General features: G+C 72.9%; 12 protein-coding genes. 3 read left to right on the forward strand and 9 right to left on the reverse strand.

What is annotated here, in order from left to right:
- The first annotated feature begins 127 nt into the window (after positions 1 to 127).
- Positions 128 to 829, forward strand: a complete 702-nt coding sequence (locus ABD823_RS28195) for an aminotransferase class I/II-fold pyridoxal phosphate-dependent enzyme (RefSeq protein WP_344864888.1) — start codon at positions 128 to 130, stop codon at positions 827 to 829.
- 83 nt (positions 830 to 912) lie between these two features.
- Here the strand turns inward: ABD823_RS28195 and ABD823_RS28200 are convergent, their stop codons facing one another.
- A complete protein-coding gene (locus tag ABD823_RS28200) occupies positions 913 to 2,430 on the reverse strand; it encodes an FAD-dependent oxidoreductase (RefSeq protein WP_344864829.1) in 1,518 nt (505 codons plus the stop codon).
- On the reverse strand, positions 2,427 to 3,338 hold the full coding sequence (locus tag ABD823_RS28205) for a VOC family protein (RefSeq protein WP_344864831.1): 912 nt from the start codon (positions 3,336 to 3,338) through the stop codon (positions 2,427 to 2,429). The genes ABD823_RS28200 and ABD823_RS28205 overlap by 4 nt, the downstream gene beginning before the upstream one ends.
- A gap of 490 nt (positions 3,339 to 3,828) precedes the next feature.
- Here ABD823_RS28205 and ABD823_RS28210 point away from each other — a divergent pair, with 490 nt between their 5' ends.
- Together ABD823_RS28210 and ABD823_RS28215 are read left to right on the forward strand one after the other, a co-directional pair.
- Positions 3,829 to 6,417: a DNRLRE domain-containing protein gene (locus ABD823_RS28210; protein WP_344864833.1), complete on the forward strand. Its 2,589-nt coding sequence runs from the start codon at positions 3,829 to 3,831 to the stop codon at positions 6,415 to 6,417.
- Between the two features lie 10 nt (positions 6,418 to 6,427).
- Complete coding sequence (locus ABD823_RS28215; protein ID WP_344864835.1) at positions 6,428 to 7,507, forward strand: hypothetical protein; 1,080 nt, start codon at positions 6,428 to 6,430, stop codon at positions 7,505 to 7,507.
- 140 nt (positions 7,508 to 7,647) lie between these two features.
- Here ABD823_RS28215 and ABD823_RS28220 read toward each other — a convergent pair whose 3' ends face one another.
- The 7 genes from ABD823_RS28220 to ABD823_RS28250 form a co-directional block, all read right to left on the reverse strand.
- Positions 7,648 to 8,832, reverse strand: coding sequence for an acyl-CoA dehydrogenase family protein (locus ABD823_RS28220; protein ID WP_344864837.1), 1,185 nt, complete (start codon positions 8,830 to 8,832; stop codon positions 7,648 to 7,650).
- 8 nt (positions 8,833 to 8,840) lie between these two features.
- A complete protein-coding gene (gene dmpG / locus ABD823_RS28225; RefSeq protein ID WP_344864839.1) occupies positions 8,841 to 9,863 on the reverse strand; it encodes a 4-hydroxy-2-oxovalerate aldolase in 1,023 nt (340 codons plus the stop codon).
- Between the two features lie 85 nt (positions 9,864 to 9,948).
- Positions 9,949 to 10,857 (reverse strand): acetaldehyde dehydrogenase (acetylating), encoded by a 909-nt coding sequence (locus ABD823_RS28230; RefSeq protein WP_344864841.1) that lies wholly within the window; start codon positions 10,855 to 10,857, stop codon positions 9,949 to 9,951.
- Between the two features lie 10 nt (positions 10,858 to 10,867).
- Positions 10,868 to 11,683: a 2-keto-4-pentenoate hydratase gene (locus tag ABD823_RS28235; RefSeq protein ID WP_344864843.1), complete on the reverse strand. Its 816-nt coding sequence runs from the start codon at positions 11,681 to 11,683 to the stop codon at positions 10,868 to 10,870.
- A 143-nt stretch (positions 11,684 to 11,826) separates the two neighbouring features.
- Positions 11,827 to 12,909 (reverse strand): 2Fe-2S iron-sulfur cluster-binding protein, encoded by a 1,083-nt coding sequence (locus ABD823_RS28240; protein ID WP_344864845.1) that lies wholly within the window; start codon positions 12,907 to 12,909, stop codon positions 11,827 to 11,829.
- Between the two features lie 2 nt (positions 12,910 to 12,911).
- Positions 12,912 to 14,621: an FAD-binding protein gene (locus tag ABD823_RS28245; RefSeq protein WP_344864847.1), complete on the reverse strand. Its 1,710-nt coding sequence runs from the start codon at positions 14,619 to 14,621 to the stop codon at positions 12,912 to 12,914.
- Positions 14,618 to 15,487, reverse strand: coding sequence for an alpha/beta fold hydrolase (locus ABD823_RS28250; protein WP_344864849.1), 870 nt, complete (start codon positions 15,485 to 15,487; stop codon positions 14,618 to 14,620). The genes ABD823_RS28245 and ABD823_RS28250 overlap by 4 nt, the downstream gene beginning before the upstream one ends.
- Between the last annotated feature and the right edge of the window lie 258 nt (positions 15,488 to 15,745).

The following is a 15,745-nucleotide window of genomic DNA, read 5'->3' on the forward strand; positions in this document are numbered from 1 at the left end:
CATCGTCGTCCTGCAGCTCATCGAAGAGGACCGCTACTCAGGATGAAAAACGCTCCGGGGAGGAGGAGGGCTGCTTCTTCCCAGACCGGGGTTCTTCGGCTTCGAACGCACTGCGGAGTGCGTGGGGGTGGAATACAGCCACTACGCGGTTCCCGGCCTCCCTCTCGGGTACGAGGGCCGGAAGGTCCCGGTTCTGTGCAGCCCGAACAATCCCACGGGCCACACGATCTCCCTCGCGGAGCTCGAGTCGGTCCCCCTTCCGGCGGACTCCGATGTGCGCTGCCTGGTGGACCTCACGTACGATTTCTTCTCCAACGACCCCCTGCACACGGGGATCAGCCGCCTGGCCGCTCGTCGAATCGTCTCCTGCGTCAGCTTCTCGAAGGCGTTCGGCGTGGCGGGCGCGAGGATAGGAATGCTCGCCGCACCGCCCGACACAGTCGGGGAGATATGCTCACGCCATGATCGGTTCGGTCTCGACTATTTCCAGCTCGCCGTGCTCGACACGCTTTTCGACCCACGCTGGGATCGCGAGCGGAGATCAATGATCGATTGGGTCCGATCCGCACGGGAGGAAATCAGCGTTCTACTCGGCGGAGTGTTTCCACCGCACTGCATAGGACCCCGCGAAGCCAATTTCGTATCTATTCGCACGGATGGGCTGGACCGACGGCTGGTCAATCGGCTGATGGAGAGCACGGCATGTAAACTCCATCCGAGGGACGGGATTCTCAGGATCACCGTGAACGAGCGTTCCGTCATGGGGGTGCGGACGCTGCACGCCTCACTGGCGGTTGACGGATCCGTGGCCTCCGGACGGGCTCCGTAGTGATGTCCAGCCCGGTTCGATCGGTTCCCCGCCGGCCGCTTCCAGGACGCCGGAAGGGAGGACGGACGCTCCGCGGGCGACCGTCACGGCCGGCGGGCCGCGGCGCGGCCGGCGCGGCGGCCGAAGAAGGTGCCGTCGCCCAGCGACGTGCCGCTGACATAGCCCTCGCCGTGCATGCCGGAGGCGGCCCGGCCCGCGGCGTACAGGCCGGGGATCGGCCGCCCGAGCTGGTCGAGCACCTCCCCGTCGGCGGTGGTGTGCAGCCCGCCGAGGGTGAAGCCCGCCACGCCGGTCGCCTCCCCCGGGTCCGTCCGGCCGCCCGCGCCGAAGCCGAGGCGCGGGTCGACCGCCGCGAACGGCGGCCTCAGCGGCCGCAGCCAGCGGGCGTCCTTGTGGAAGTACGGGTCCTCGCCGTGCTCGGCGTGCCGGTTGTAGACGGCGATGGTCGTCTCCAGCGCCCCGGCGGGCATGCCGAGCTCCGCCTCCAGCTCCGCGAGCGTCTCGGCGGCGTACGTCGGGCGCACGCCCCACCGGTCGCGCTCCGGGATGTCCTCGTAGCCGGCCTCGTCGATGACCGCCCAGTACGGTCCCGGCTGGTGGAGCACGGCCGCCGCGCTGAACGCGCCCGGGTAGACGTCCTCGTTGACGAAGCGCTGCCCGAGGGCGTTGACGAGCATGCCGCGCACGACCAGCGCGGGCAGCGCGGTCAGCGCGACCTGCACGGCGGACATGCGCCGGGTGGCGGCGCCGAGCGCCGCGGCCATGCGGATGCCGCCGCCGTCGTCGAGGCCGTCGCTCACCTTGCCGTGGCCGAGCAGGACGGGGGCGTGCTGGGCGAGCATCTCCGCGGAGTCGACGAACCCGCCGGTGGTCAGGACGACGGCGCGGCGGGCCCGGTAGACGACCCGTCCGCCGTACCGGCGGGCCACCGCGCCGCTCACCCGGCCGCCGTCGCCGACGACGAGGTTGGTGGCCAGGGTGTCGGCGTGGTCCCGCGCCCCGGCGGCGCGGGCGGCGGCGACCAGCTTCTCCATGAGCAGCCCGCCCGCGAAGGACCGGGCCGCGGGCCGGTGGCCGCGCGGCGCGGGACGGGCGAGCGTGTTGTACGGCCAGGCGTTCTCGCCCAGCCACATCAGCCCGTCCTCCGTCGGCGGCATCCAGGTCGGCGCGTCGTAGAGCCGCCCGTTGAACGGGACGCCCAGGTCGCAGAGCCACTGGAAGTGCTCGACGCTCCCGTCGCAGTACAGCCGGATCTTCCCGGTGTCGGCGTGCGGGCCGAGCGCCGCGACCAGGTAGGCGTACATGTCGTCGGGGGTGTCGTCGAAGCCGCACGCCTTCTGCAGCGCCGTACCGCCGCCGAGGTAGATCTCGCCGCCGGACAGCGCCGAGGAGCCGCCCGGTCCTCCGGCGCGCTCCAGCACGATGACGCGGGCGCCGGCCGCGGCGGCCTCGTAGGCCGCGGCGGCGCCCGCGCAGCCGAAGCCGACCACGAGCACGTCGCACTCGTGGTCGGCGGTGCCGGGTGCGCCGGCGCGGACCGGCTCCACCGGGGGCGGGCCGCTCACGGCCTGCTCCGCCCGCTCCCCGTCATGCCCGCTCACGGGCGCGGGGTGAAGGCGGCGTGCGGCTCGGAGCCGGACCAGTCATGCCCCCAGTAGCTGTCGGCGGTGATCTCCTCGGCGGTGTAGCACGTCTCGTCGACGAGCATGCCGTCGGTGCCGTACTCGATGTCCCAGCCGCCGGGGGCCCGCACGTAGAAGGAGACCATCTTGTCATTGGTGTGCCGGCCGAGCGTGGAGGAGACGGAGAAGCCGAGCCGGCGCACGTTGTCCAGCGCGCGGCCCACGGCGTCGAGCGTGTCGACCTCGACCATGAGGTGGACCAGGCCGGGCTCCCCGCCGTGCGGGGCGGGGCAGACCGCCAGGCTGTGGTGGCGCCGGTTGACGCCCATGAAGCGGATCCGCGGGCCGCCGGGCTTCGGGCCGATCCGCATCGCGCCGCGCGGCAGGAAGCCGAGCACCTCGGCGTAGAACGAGACGGTCTCGTCCATGCAGGTGGTGGGGATGACCACGTGGCCCATGCCCTGGGCGCCGGTGACGAACGCCTGCGCCAGGCCGGTGCGGAGCGGGGCGTGGTCGAGGACGGGGCCGAAGAAGACCTCGACGGGGGTGCCGGCCGGGTCGTCGAACGCGATGACCTTCTCCGCGCCGCGCTCGGCCGACTCGCGCGCCGAGAGCACCTTGACCGCGGTGCCCGAGGCCTCGACGGCGCGGCCGACCGCGGCGAGCGCGAACTGGTCGCGGACCTCCCAGCCGACGGCCAGCACCCGGTCGGACTCGCCGGGCAGCACGGTCAGCCGCGCCCGGCGCTCGTCCATGCGCAGGTAGAGGCCGTCCGGGTCGGGTCCGCCGCCCTCGGCGAAGCCGAGCGCGTCGATCACCAGCTCGCGCCAGCGGCCGAGGTCGCGTGTCCGGACCCTCAGGTAGCCGAGCCCGCGGATCTGCGTCATCTCCTCACCTCACGTCCGTTCGTCGTCCGTCAGCGCTGTCCGGCCGCCGGGCGGGCGGTGCCCTTGCGCCTTCCACGGTGTCAGGGCCGCCGGTGGCCCGCCCGGGCCCTCCCGCTCAGTGAGAGTCCCGACGAACCGGGGCGGATTCCGCGTTCCGGAACCGCCGTGTCACGTTCCCGTCACCCCACAGCCATCAAGATCGTTTTAGTGACGCCCTTATGAGCGATTCGGACCCAACTTATCGATCATGGCTGGATCAAGATCTTCGATCTTGTTATACAAGGTCATCGTTTACTCCCCTTACTTACGCATGGACGGAGTTTTGGTGAGTTCCTCTCCCCACATGTCCAGGACGCCGGTGGCACGTCGGCGAAGACTCCTGGGTTGCGCCGCCACCATGGCGACCGCCCTGTCTCTGGCGATGTCATCGGTGCACACGGCCAGCGCGTCGGCGCCCGCCCCGGAGCCCGGACCGTCCGCAGCCGGAGCCGTGACCGAGCGGTCCGGCCGAAACGCGGCGATGGCCGCCGCCCGGAGCCAGGGCAGCCGTGTACTGGTCACCGATGAGACGACCGAGACAAGTCTCACCTACGCCAATCCCGACGGCACCTTTACCACGGAGATGACCAGCGGTCCGGTACGGGTCAAGCAGGGCCGGACGTGGAAACCGATCGACACCACCCTTGTCGAGAGCGACGGGGTGCTCAGGCCGAGAGCGGCCACGGCGCAGGTGGAGGTCTCCGCCGGTGGCGACGAGGCTCCGCTGATCAGACTGGTCCGCAATGAGGACCAGGCGTTCGCGCTGGACTGGCCCGCTCCGCTGCCGAAGCCCCGGCTGGAGGGCAACAGGGCCATATTCGTCGACGCCGCAGGCCCGGGCGCCGACCTGGTCGTGACCGCGCTGCCCGCCGGGTTCCGGCACGACGTGGTGCTGCGGGAAAGGCCGGCCGGACCGGTGGAGTTCAAGCTCCCCGTCACCGCCGAGGGCCTGACCCTGAAAGAGACCGAACAGGGCGGCCTGAAGCTCACCGACGACAAGGGAGCGACGGTCGCCGCCGCACCCGAGCCCTTCATGTACGACACGGCGCAGAAGTCCTCCCCCGCCACCGCCGCACCCGCGGCGGCCGATCAGGGCGTCATCGACACGTCGGTGACCGTTGAGGACGGCCGGCCGGTCCTGGTCCTCAAACCGGACCCGGAGTTCCTGACGGACCCGGCCACCACCTACCCGGTCACCGTGGACCCGACGACCACGCTGACCGCCCTGGCGGACCTGACGGTGGTCTCCCCCAATGCGCAGTCGGACGGCGAGCAGATCACGGTCGGCAACTCCGACTACTCCAGCACCCGCCGCGAGTTCATGCGCGCCCTGCTGGCGTTCGACACCGACGCCCTGGTCGGCAAGGACGTGACGGACGCCAGGCTGGAGCTGCGGTCAGGCGGGTTCGACTGGGGTTGCGTCACCGGGCAGACCGTCAGGGTGCAGCGCATCACCTCTTCCTGGGACCACCGCTACACCTTCTGGAACACCCAGCCGGCGACCACCACCGAAGGCCAGCAATCAGCTGTGGAGCCCGGTCGCTGCACCAGCAACTCGCAGGTTCCGACGGGGACATGGACCTGGTCCGTCACCGACATCGCCAAGGCATGGGCCGGTGGCGCCCCGGGTCATGGCGTCATGCTGCGTCTGGTCACCGAGGAGCCCACGCCGTACACGAACCAGTACCACCGGTCCTGGCAGTCATCGGACTCGGCGGGCAGCGGCGGAACCGCTCCGACACTGGTCGTCACCTACACAGCCGCACCGGAACCGCCGGACGGGAACGCGGGCAAGGCCCATTCCCTGTACTGGACCCGGGTGCTGACGGACGCCTACAAGAAGGTGGGCGGCGCGCCCGGACCCCTCTCCAGGGCCGGCGCGATGATGCATGGCGCCGTCTACGACGCCGTCAACTCGATCTGGGGTCAGAGCCGGCCGTACCTGGTCGACGTCCAGGCCGGACGGCAGCGGTACGGTGCCGTCACCACCGCGATCGACTACGCCGCCTACACCGTTCTGACGGAAGTCTGGCCCGACCGTGGACCCGAGTTCGCCCAGGCGCTGGCGGACGCGGCGACGCTGTCCGATCCCCCCAGCGAGCAGGACCGGGCGCTCGGAGAGTCCATCGGCGTCCAGGCCGCGCGGGCCATGATCAACGCGCGCTCCTCCGACGGGTCGTCGAACGCCATGGTCTACACCCCGGGAACCCGGCCCGGAGACTGGCAGCCGACGGACTCGAACCCCGCCGCCACCCCGCAGTGGGGACGCGTCAAACCATTCGCCCTAGCCTCGGGCTCCCAGTTCCGGCCGGCGCTTCCCGGTGGCGCGACCGGCCTGAGTTCACTGCTGGTCAGCCAGGTGTACACCGACAACTTCAACGAGGTGAAGAGGATCGGGCGGGCCAACGCCTCGACGAGCGACCGCACTGCCGAGCAGACCACCATCGCCCACTTCTGGGCCAACGATCTCGACACCACCTACAAGCCTCCGGGCCAGCTCTACGAGCACACCAGGACGGTGGTGGAGCAGCTGGAGGAGCAGGGCACCTTCGAGACCGCACGGCTGTTCGCGCTCGTCGGGTTCGCCATGGCCGACGCCGGCATCGCCGCCTGGGACGCGAAGTACGAGACGGACGTCGACCTGTGGCGTCCGGAGACGGCCATCCGGCGCGCCGACACCGACGGCAACCCCAGCACCTCACCCGACACGACGTGGAAGCCTGAGTCAAAGCGGAGCACCGGGGTCAACTTCTCCCCCAACTTCCCCGCGTACGTCTCCGGCCATGCGACGTTCGCCGGGGCCTGGGCGGGCGTCATGCGGCGTTACTTCGGCCGCGACGACGCCCTCACCTGGACCGCGTCCACCAATGACCCGTTCGCGCCGGGAGCCACGCGCACGTTCAGCAGCTTCAGCGCCGCAGCACAGGAGAATGCCCTGAGCCGCGTCTACCTCGGCGTCCACTACCGGTTCGACGGCACGTACGGGCTCGACACCGGAGACAAGGTCGCAGATCACGTGTATACGAACTATCTCCGCTGACGAGGTATCCATGCGACACACACGTAGAACCATCAACGTCCTGGCGGGCGTGCTCCTTGTGACCTCGGCGGTCCACCTTCCGGGAGCGGGCACGGCCTCGGCGAGCGTCCAGGGGTGCCCCGTGACCACCGACAAATGGGAGGCCGTCGACCTCGGTGTGGTCGGTGCAGCCCTCGACATCAACGACCGGGGGCAGATCGCCGGCTGGAGGAAGGGCGCGTCGGGCGAGAGCCAGGCGATCCTCTGGGACAAGGGCAAGATCACGGAGATCGGCACCCTCGGAGGACGGGAGAGCCGGGCCGTGGCCCTCGACGAGGACGGCCGTGTCACCGGTTACAGCGATACCGCCGACCGCAGGACCCACGGATTCGTCTGGCACAACGGGAAGCTGGAAGATCTCGGCACGCTGGGCGGCTACGCCGCGCTGCCCAAGGACATCAGTCAGGGCACCGTCATCGGGGAGACCCGGGTCCTGAAGGAGAACGGCACCAGGCGCGGCCAAGCCTTCGTGGTGCGGAAAGGCGTCAGGACGGATCTGGACCTCACCGGCGGCAGCGAGGCCGAGGACATCAACAGATCAGGTCAGATCGCCGGCACGCACCGCCGTACGGAGGGGGTCGGCCTCCCCTCGGACAAGCAGACCCAGCGCGCCTTCCTCTGGAAGGACGGCGTCGTCAAGGACCTGGGCACGCTGGGCGGCGACTGGAGCGAGGCGCGCGGCCTCAACGGGCGCGGCCAGGTGGTCGGCGAGTCGGCACTGGGCACCGACGGTGTGCTCCAGGGCGGATTCGTCTGGAGCGCCGAGTCGGGAATGCGGCGGATCGAGGACGGCAACGGCCTCGCCCGGCCCGCGGCGATCAACGACAGCGGGGTGATCGTCGGCCTGCACAGCTGCGAGACGGCGTACAGCACCGCCTACCCGTCCGTCTGGACTGATCCCGGCAAGGCGCCGGCCAGACTGCCGGACCCGCCGGGTGGCGTGGCCAAGGCCGTCAACGCCGTCAACGCCAAGGGAGAGATCGTCGGGATGGCGCTGTACTCCGGTAACCAACCGCACGCCGTGCTCTGGAAGCCGAAGCCCATGAATTGATCCCGCCCTGGCTGTGCGATCGGCCGCTTCGGGACCTCCCGGGGCGGCCGATCCGCCGCCGTCCGACCCGTACCGATGCCACCGGCCGCCCTCTCCCTCCGCCCTTTCCTGCATCGGCCGGGCTCCGGATGTCCGCTTATCTAGATCATCGAGCGCATCGGGCCGGGCGGCGGCTCGATGCCGAGCTCGGTGAGGGCCGAGACATGGAAGACCGAGCCGGGCACGTGGATGGCGTGCGCCAGGCCGGTGTGCGCGTCGCGCCAGAAGCGCTGGATCGGGTTGTCCATGCGCATGGCGTTGCCGCCGGAGCGGGCCACGATCTCGTCGACCGCGCGCACCGCGCGCCAGGCCGCCTGGACCTGGGTGCGGCGGCCGGCGGCGCGCTCGGCGAAGGAGACCTCCCTCCCGGCGGCGACGGCGTCGTACATCCGGCAGACGTTGTCGAGCAGCGCGACGCGCGACGCCTGGATCTCCGCGGCGGCCTCGCCGATCGCGTAGAGCACGTAGGGGTCGTCCTTGATCCTCGTCCCGGTGATCTGCACGCGGTTCCTCTGGTAGGCCAGGTGGTGGGCGAGCGCGCCCTCGCAGACGCCGACCACCGCGGCGGTGATGCCGAGCGGGAAGGCGCAGGAGAACGGGACGTGGTAGAGCGGGTTGGTCAGCCCGGCCTCCCTGGGCGCGCTGCCGTCGATGACCTTGGCGAAGGGGATGACGCGGTGGTCGGGGACGAACGCGCCGGAGACGACGATGTCCTTGCTCCCGGTGCCGCGCAGGCCGACCACGTCCCAGGAGTCCTCGACGATCTCGTAGTCGGAGCGCGGCAGGATCAGGTGGAGCGGGACGGGCGGCTGGACCGCCGCGCCGCCGGCGTCGCCGAGCATGCCGCCGAGGAAGATCCAGTCGCAGTGGTCGGTGCCGGAGGAGAACTGCCAGCGCCCGGTGAAGACGTAGCCGCCGTCGACCGGCCGGGCGACGCCCATCGGCGCGTACGGCGAGGCGATCCAGGTGTCGGGGTCGGAGCCCCAGACCTCCTGCCGCACCCTCGGGTCGGCGAAAGCCATCTCCCACGGGTGCACGCCGACGATGCCCGCCACCCAGCCGGTGGAGCCGTCGAGGGCGGCGATGCCCATCACGGTCTCGGCGAACTCCCTGGGGTGGGCCTCCAGCCCGCCGTGGGCGGCCGGCTGGAGCATGCGGATCACCCCGGTGTCCCGCAGCGCCTTGGCCGCCTGGTCGTCCAGCCTGCCGAGCGCCTCGTTGGAGGCGCCGAGCGCGCGGATCTCGTCGGCGCGCTCCATGATGGCGTCGAGTACCGGATTGGTCATGGCGGCTCTCACTTCTTCGCCGCGAGGGCGACTGCGATCTCGATGAGCTGGTCCTCCTGACCGCCGACGAGGTTGCGGCGCCCGGCCTCGATGAGGATCTCGGCGCCGGAGACCCCGTACCTCGCGGCCTGGCGGTCGGCGTGCTTGAGGAAGCTGGAGTAGACGCCGGCGTAGCCCATGGTGAGCGAGAGCCGGTCGAGCAGGCACTCGCCGTCCATGACGGGGCGGACGACGTCCTCCGCCGCGTCGATGATCTTCAGGACGTCGATGCCGGTGCGGATGCCGAGTTTCTCGGCGACCGCGGCGAACGCCTCGACGGGGGTGTTGCCGGCCCCGGCGCCGAAGCGGCGCGTCGAGCCGTCGATCTGCAGGGCGCCGGCCCGCACGGCGATGACGGAGTTGGCGACGCCGAGGCCGAGGTTCTCGTGGCCGTGGAAGCCCACCTGGGCGTCGGAGCCGAGCTCGGCGACGAGCGCGGCGATCCGGTCGCCGGTCTGCTCCATGATCAGCGCACCGGCGGAGTCGACGACGTACACGCACTGGCAGCCGGCGTCGGCCATGATCCGCGCCTGCTTCGCGAGGACCTCCGGCGGCCGGCTGTGCGCCATCATCAGGAAGCCGACGGTCTCCAGGCCCAGGTCCCGGGCCAGGCCGAAGTGCTGGACGGAGATGTCGGCCTCGGTGCAGTGGGTGGCGATGCGGCAGATGGCCGCGCCGTTGCCGGCGGCCTCGCGGATGTCGTCCAGCACGCCGAGGCCGGGCAGCATGAGGAAGGCGATCTTCGCCCGCCCGGCGGTCTCCACCGCCGCCTTGATCAGTTCCTGCTCGGGGGTGCGGCTGAAGCCGTAGGTGAACGACGAGCCGCCGAGGCCGTCGCCGTGGGCGACCTCGATGACCGGAACGCCGGCCCCGTCGAGGGCGGCGACGACGGAGCGGACGTGCTCGACGGTGAACCGGTGCCGCTTGGCGTGCGAGCCGTCGCGCAGCGACGAGTCGGTGACCCGGATGTCGAGGTCGGCGCTGTAGGGCATGGGGATCTCCTCGGCTCGGGCGGGCCCGTACGGCGGTGCGGGCCCGCATCGGCGCGGCGGGGCGCGCCGATGCGGCGGCGCGGGGTCATGCGGAGGTGCGGGCGGAGACGATGCGCCGCGCGAAGCCCTCGCCGACCTTGGCGGCGGCGGCGGTCATGATGTCGAGGTTGCCGGAGTACGGCGGCAGGAAGTCCCCGGCGCCCTCCACCTCCAGGAAGACGGCGACCCGGGCGAGCCCGCCGTCGTCCGGCCCGGGGTCGTCGAACTGCGGCTCGGCGCGGAGCCGGTAGCCGGGCACGTACGACGCCACCTCGGCGACGGCGGCCCCGATCGAGGCCGCGATCGCGTCGCGGTCGGCGTCGGCGGGCACGGCGCAGAAGACCGTGTCCCGCATGAGCACCGGCGGCTCGGCGGGGTTCAGGATGATGATCGCCTTGCCCCTGGCGGCACCGCCGATCCGCTCGATGCCGCGGCCGGTGGTGATCGTGAACTCGTCGATGTTCGCCCGGGTCCCGGGGCCGGCGGACGGGGAGGCCACGCTGGCGACGATCTCGGCGTAGGGCACCCCGGTGACGCGGGAGACCGCGTGCACGATCGGGATGGTGGCCTGCCCCCCGCAGGTGATCAGACTGACGTTGGGCGCCTCCAGGTGGGCGCCGAGGTTGACCGCGGGCACGACGGCGGGACCCAGCGCCGCCGGGGTCAGGTCGACCGCCTGGACGCCGAGCGCCTCGTACCGGGGGGCGTTGGCCGCGTGGACGGAGGCGGAGGTGGCCTCGAAGACGATGTCGGGCGGCTCGCCCTGGGCCAGCAGCCACTCCACGCCCTCGGCGGAGGCGGTCAGGCCGTGGTCGGCGGCCCGCTTCAGGCCCGGGCTGGCGGGGTCGACGCCGATCATCCAGCGCGGCTCGATCAGCTCGGAGCGGAGCAGCTTGTACATCAGGTCGGTGCCGATGTTCCCCGAACCGACGATCGCGGCGGTCGCCTTGCTCACTGTCCCCACCTCATTCGAATCGAGCGGTCACGGAGCCGAGCCCGGCGAACTCGGCGCGGAAGACCTGACCGGGGCGCACGTCCACGGCGCGGGTGCAGGAGCCGGGGAGGACCACGTGCCCGGCCTCCAGCTTCACCCCGAAGGAGGCGACCTTCCGGGCCAGCCAGGCCACGGCGGTGGTGGGGTCGCCCAGGACGGCCGCGGTGCTGCCGCGGGCGACCTCGACCCCGCTCCCGCCTCCGCCGGAATCCCCGCCGCCGATCTCGTAGAGCACGGCCTCGATGCCGGCCAGGTCCAGCTCGCCGGGGCGTGCCCGGGCCGCGCCGAGGATCACCCCGGCCGAGGAGGCGTTGTCGGCGACGGTGTCGGCCAGGCCGATCCGCCAGTCCTCGATGCGGCTGTCGATGAGTTCGAGGGCCGGCACGACGTACTCGGTGGCGGCCAGCACGTCGGCCTCGGTGCAGCCCTCCCCGGGCAGGCCCGCGCCGAGCACGTAGCCGATCTCGACCTCGATGCGCGGGTGGCAGTAGGCGCGGGCCGGGACCGGGGTGTCCTCGGGCAGGACCATGTCGTCGAGCAGGTGCCCGTAGTCGGGTTCGTCGACGCCCATCATCCTCTGCATCACCGGTGACGACAGGCCGACCTTGTGCCCGTACACCCGGGCCCCGGCGGCGAGCCTGCGGCGGATGTTGATCAGCTGGATCTCGTAGGCGTCGACGACGCCGATGCCGGGGTGGGAGGCGGTCAGCGGCTCGATCGGCGCGCGGTCCCGCTGCGCCGCCCAGAGCCGGTCGGCCGCGGCCCGGCGTTCTGCCGCGTCCAGCATCGCGGGGGCCTCCTGGTGGATCGGGCCGCGCCGCGCTCGCGGCGGCGCGCCTGGGGGTCGCTACGCGGTCAAAGGTCGCAGCGCCGGCGCCGGCGCGCCGGGCCTCTCCCGCTCAGTGGGAGGGGAACCGGCCCGCCGGGCGGTCAGGCGTCGTAGGTGACCTTGACGCGCTCGCTGACCGGGATCGCCTGGCAGCCGAGGATGAGGCCGTCGGCGAGGTCACGGGCGTCGAGGACCTGGTTGGCCGCCAGGGTGACCTCGCCCTCGAGGAGCACGCAGGCGCACGCGCTGCAGCTCCCCTCCCGGCAGGAGAACGGCGCGTCCAGCCCCGCCTCGAGCAGCACGTCGAGCAGGCGGCGCCCGCGCGGCCAGGGCAGGGTCCGGACCTCGCCGTAGAGTTCGACCTCGACCTCGCCGGCGCGCTCCCCGCCGTCCCCGGCGGCCGCGACCGGCTCGGCGCTCCCGGCGGCCGGGGCGGGGTCGGGGGCCGGGGCGGGGTCGGCGAACGGGTCGCCGGTCAGCGAGGTGAAGCGCTCCACGTGGACCCGCCCGGGCGGCGTGCCGAGCGCGGCGAGGGCCTCGGCCGCCCGGTCCATGAACGGCTCGGGCCCGCAGACGAACGCCTCCCGGCCCGCGTACGGCCCGGCCAGCGCGGCCAGGGTCTCCGCGGTGGGCAGGCCCTGCACCGACTCCAGCCAGTGGATCACGGTGAGCCGGCCGGCGTGCTCGCGGGCCAGCGCGGCCAGCTCGTCCCGGAAGATCACCGAGTTCTCGTCCCGGTTGGCGTAGACGAGGGCGACGGACCCGGTCCCCGCGTACAGGCAGGACTTGAGGATCGACATCACCGGCGTGACGCCGCTCCCGGCGGCCAGCAGCAGCAGGTCGCCGTCGAGCGTGCGGGGGGTGAACGTGCCGGAGGGCCGCAGCACCTCCAGCACGTCGCCCTCGGCGACGTGGTCGCAGATCCAGTTGGAGCCGTGGCCGCCCGCGACCCGCTTGACGGTCACCTTGAGCTTCTCGTCGCAGGCCGGGGAGCTGCACAGCGAGTAGCAGCGGGCCGCCCAGCCCTCCCCCGCGGCGGGGATCCGGACGGTCAGGAACTGGCCGGGCCGGTAGCCGAACCGGTCGCGGTCGCCGTCGGCGGGTTCGAGCACGAGCGAGTGCGCGTCCGCGGTCTCCCGGATCACCTCGACGACGCGCACCCTGAGCGGTCCGGGCGGCGTCACGGTCACGTCCCCCGGGGGGCCCGGCCGGTCCGGCGGCCGGCCGGGCCCCGTCCGCCGCGCGCCCGCCCGGCGGCGTGCCGGGCGGCGATGTAGCCGAAGACCATGGACGGGCCGATCGTGGCGCCGGGACCGGCGTACTCGTGGCCCATCACCGAGGCCGAGACGTTGCCGGTGGCGTACAGGCCCTCGATCACCGACCCGTCCTCGCGCAGCACCCGGCTGTGCTCGTCGCAGACCAGCCCGCCCTTGGTGCCGAGGTCGCCGGCCTCCACGCGGACGGCGTAGTACGGCGCCCGGTCGATCACGTCGAGGTTCGGGTTCGGCAGGGTGGGGTCGCCGTAGTAGCGGTCGTAGGCGCTGTCGCCCCGGCCGAAGTCGGTGTCCCGGCCGGCGCGGGCGAAGCCGTTGAAGCGCTCGACGGTCGCGGCCAGGTTGTCCGGCGGCGCGCCGATCCGCTCCGCCAGCTCGGTGAGGGTGCCCGCCCGGTGCACGATGCCGGCGTCGTAGAACGCCTGCGGGATCGGCGCTCCGGGCAGGATCTGCGCGAACGGGTAGCGGGCGCGGGCGGTGGCGTCCATCACGAACCACGCCGGGACGTGGCCGCCCGCGAGCTGGTCGTGGACGAAGTTGACGTACGGCGCCGACTCGTTGGTGAAGCGCCGCCCGTCGGCCGAGACGATGACCGAGCGCGGGATGCAGCGCTCCGACAGCAGCGGGATGAGCGCGCCCGCCGGGTGGCGGACCGCGGGCATCCACCAGGCGTCGTCCATCAGGTCGAGCGCCGCGCCGACCCGCTCGCCGGCCAGGATGCCGTCACCGGTGTTCTCCCGGGCGCCCATGCTGAAGTCGGCCCTGCCGCCCTCCGGCAGGTACTTCTCGCGCAGCTCGCGGTTGTGGTCGAAGCCGCCGCTCGCCAGCAGCACGCCGCAGCGGCCGCGCAGCCGCAGGGTGCGGCCCTCGTGCTCGGCGACGACGCCGGTGACGGCGCCGCGGCCGTCGGTGACGAGGCCGGTCATGGCGGTCCTCAGCCGGATCGGGACCCCGGCGTCCTTGAGCGCCATGCGCATGCGGGCGACGAGCGCGCGCCCGCCGGTGGCCATGTGGCGGCGGCGCACCAGGTTGGAGGAGACCCGCCAGGCGGCCACGACCGAGGCCCAGCGGCCGCGCCAGGTCCGCTTGGCCATCGCCAGGTCGTGGTAGTCCTTGGCGGTGATCCACAGGCCCAGCGGGCCCTTCATGCTGTTGGGGCGCTGGTGGCGCTCGTCGGGGCCGAGCCTGCGGGTGTCGAACGGCAGCGCCTCGACGGAGCGGCCGAGCGGCCGGCCGCCCTCCAGCTCGGGGTGGTAGTCGGGGTAGCCCCTGGTCCAGGAGAAGCGCATCCACCTGCTCCGGCAGAGCAGCTCCATCGCGGCCGGGCCGTGGTCGACGTAGGCGTCGAGCCGGGCCGCGGGCACCCGCCCGGCGGTCAGCAGGCCGAGATAGCGGCGGACGTGCTCGCGGTCGTCGTCGTGCCCCTCGGCGCGCAGCACGGGGTTGCCGGGGATCCAGACGCCGCCGCCGGAGATCGCGGTGCTCCCGCCGTACCGGGAGCCCTTCTCGACGATGAGGGCGCTCAGCCCCTCGGCGGCGGCGGTGAGCGCGGCCGTCATGCCGCCCCCGCCGCTGCCGACGATGACGAGGTCGTACTCCTCGTCCCACTCCGGCTCGCTCACGGGGCCTCCTTGCGGGTCAGGAAGGCCAGCACGGCGCTCTCCCAGGCGGCCCGCTGCTCGATCATCACCCAGTGCCCGCAGTCGGGGAACACGTGCAGCTCCGCGTCGGGGATGGTCCGCATCGGCACGATCGCCATGTCCAGGGGGCTGACCCGGTCGTCGCGGCCCCAGGTGATCAGCGTCTTGGCCCTGATCCTGTGCAGCGTCGCCCAGTACGGCGGGGCGTCGGAGGCCGCCAGGGCGGCGGTGCGCGCGGCGACCGCGGCCCGGCCGTACATCCGGCGGGCGGAGGCGAGGGCGTCGGGGTGGGTGGCCTGCGCCCAGCGCTCCTCGACCAGTTCCCCGGTGACCAGGGCCGGGTCGTAGACCATGGAGTGCAGCCAGCGCACCAGCGCCTCGCGGGTGGGCCGCTCGGCGAACTCCGTGAGCAGCCTGACGCCCTCGCCCGGGCCGGGGCTGAACAGGTTCGTGCCGAGCCCTCCGACGGTGACCAGCCGGCGGACCCGGCCGGGGTGGGAGACCGCCACCTGGGCGGCGACGATGCCGCCCATGGAGTTGCCGATCAGGTCGGCCTGCTCGATGCCGAGCCCGTCGAGGAGGCGGAGCACCGCGCCGGGCGCGGCGGCCATCGGGTGGGCGCCGGTCGGGTCGCTGACGCCGAAGCCGGGGAACTCCAGGATCAGGCAGCGGAAGCGCTCGGCGAGGGCCGCGAGGTTGCCGCGGAAGTTCCGCCAGCCGGTGACGCCGGGGCCGGAGCCGTGCAGCAGGACAAGGGGCGGGCCGTCGCCGGCCTCGTGGTAGCGCAGCACGCCCTGATCGGTCGCGAGTTCGCGCAGCGTCGACTCGTAGCTCGGCTCCGTGCTCATCCATCCGCCTCGGTCGCTGGGGGTCGTTGGGTGGGTGCCGGGGCCCGCGGGGGCGTCCGGCGGGGGCGCCGGTGTCGCAGGAACGTAACCACGCGGCGGCGCGGGGCGGGCGCGGCGATCCCGGCCAGCGGGACGCCGGCGCCGGGCCGCCGCGGGGCGGGCCCGCGCCCGGCGGGCGGGCCGGGTCGGCGCGCGGGGCGGGCGGCGCGGGGCCTTCCGCTCAACGGGACCGCTCCCCGCACGCGGTACGGCGCGGCC

The sequence above is a fragment of the Planomonospora alba genome (assembly GCF_039534085.1).
GTDB lineage: Bacteria > Actinomycetota > Actinomycetes > Streptosporangiales > Streptosporangiaceae > Planomonospora_B > Planomonospora_B alba.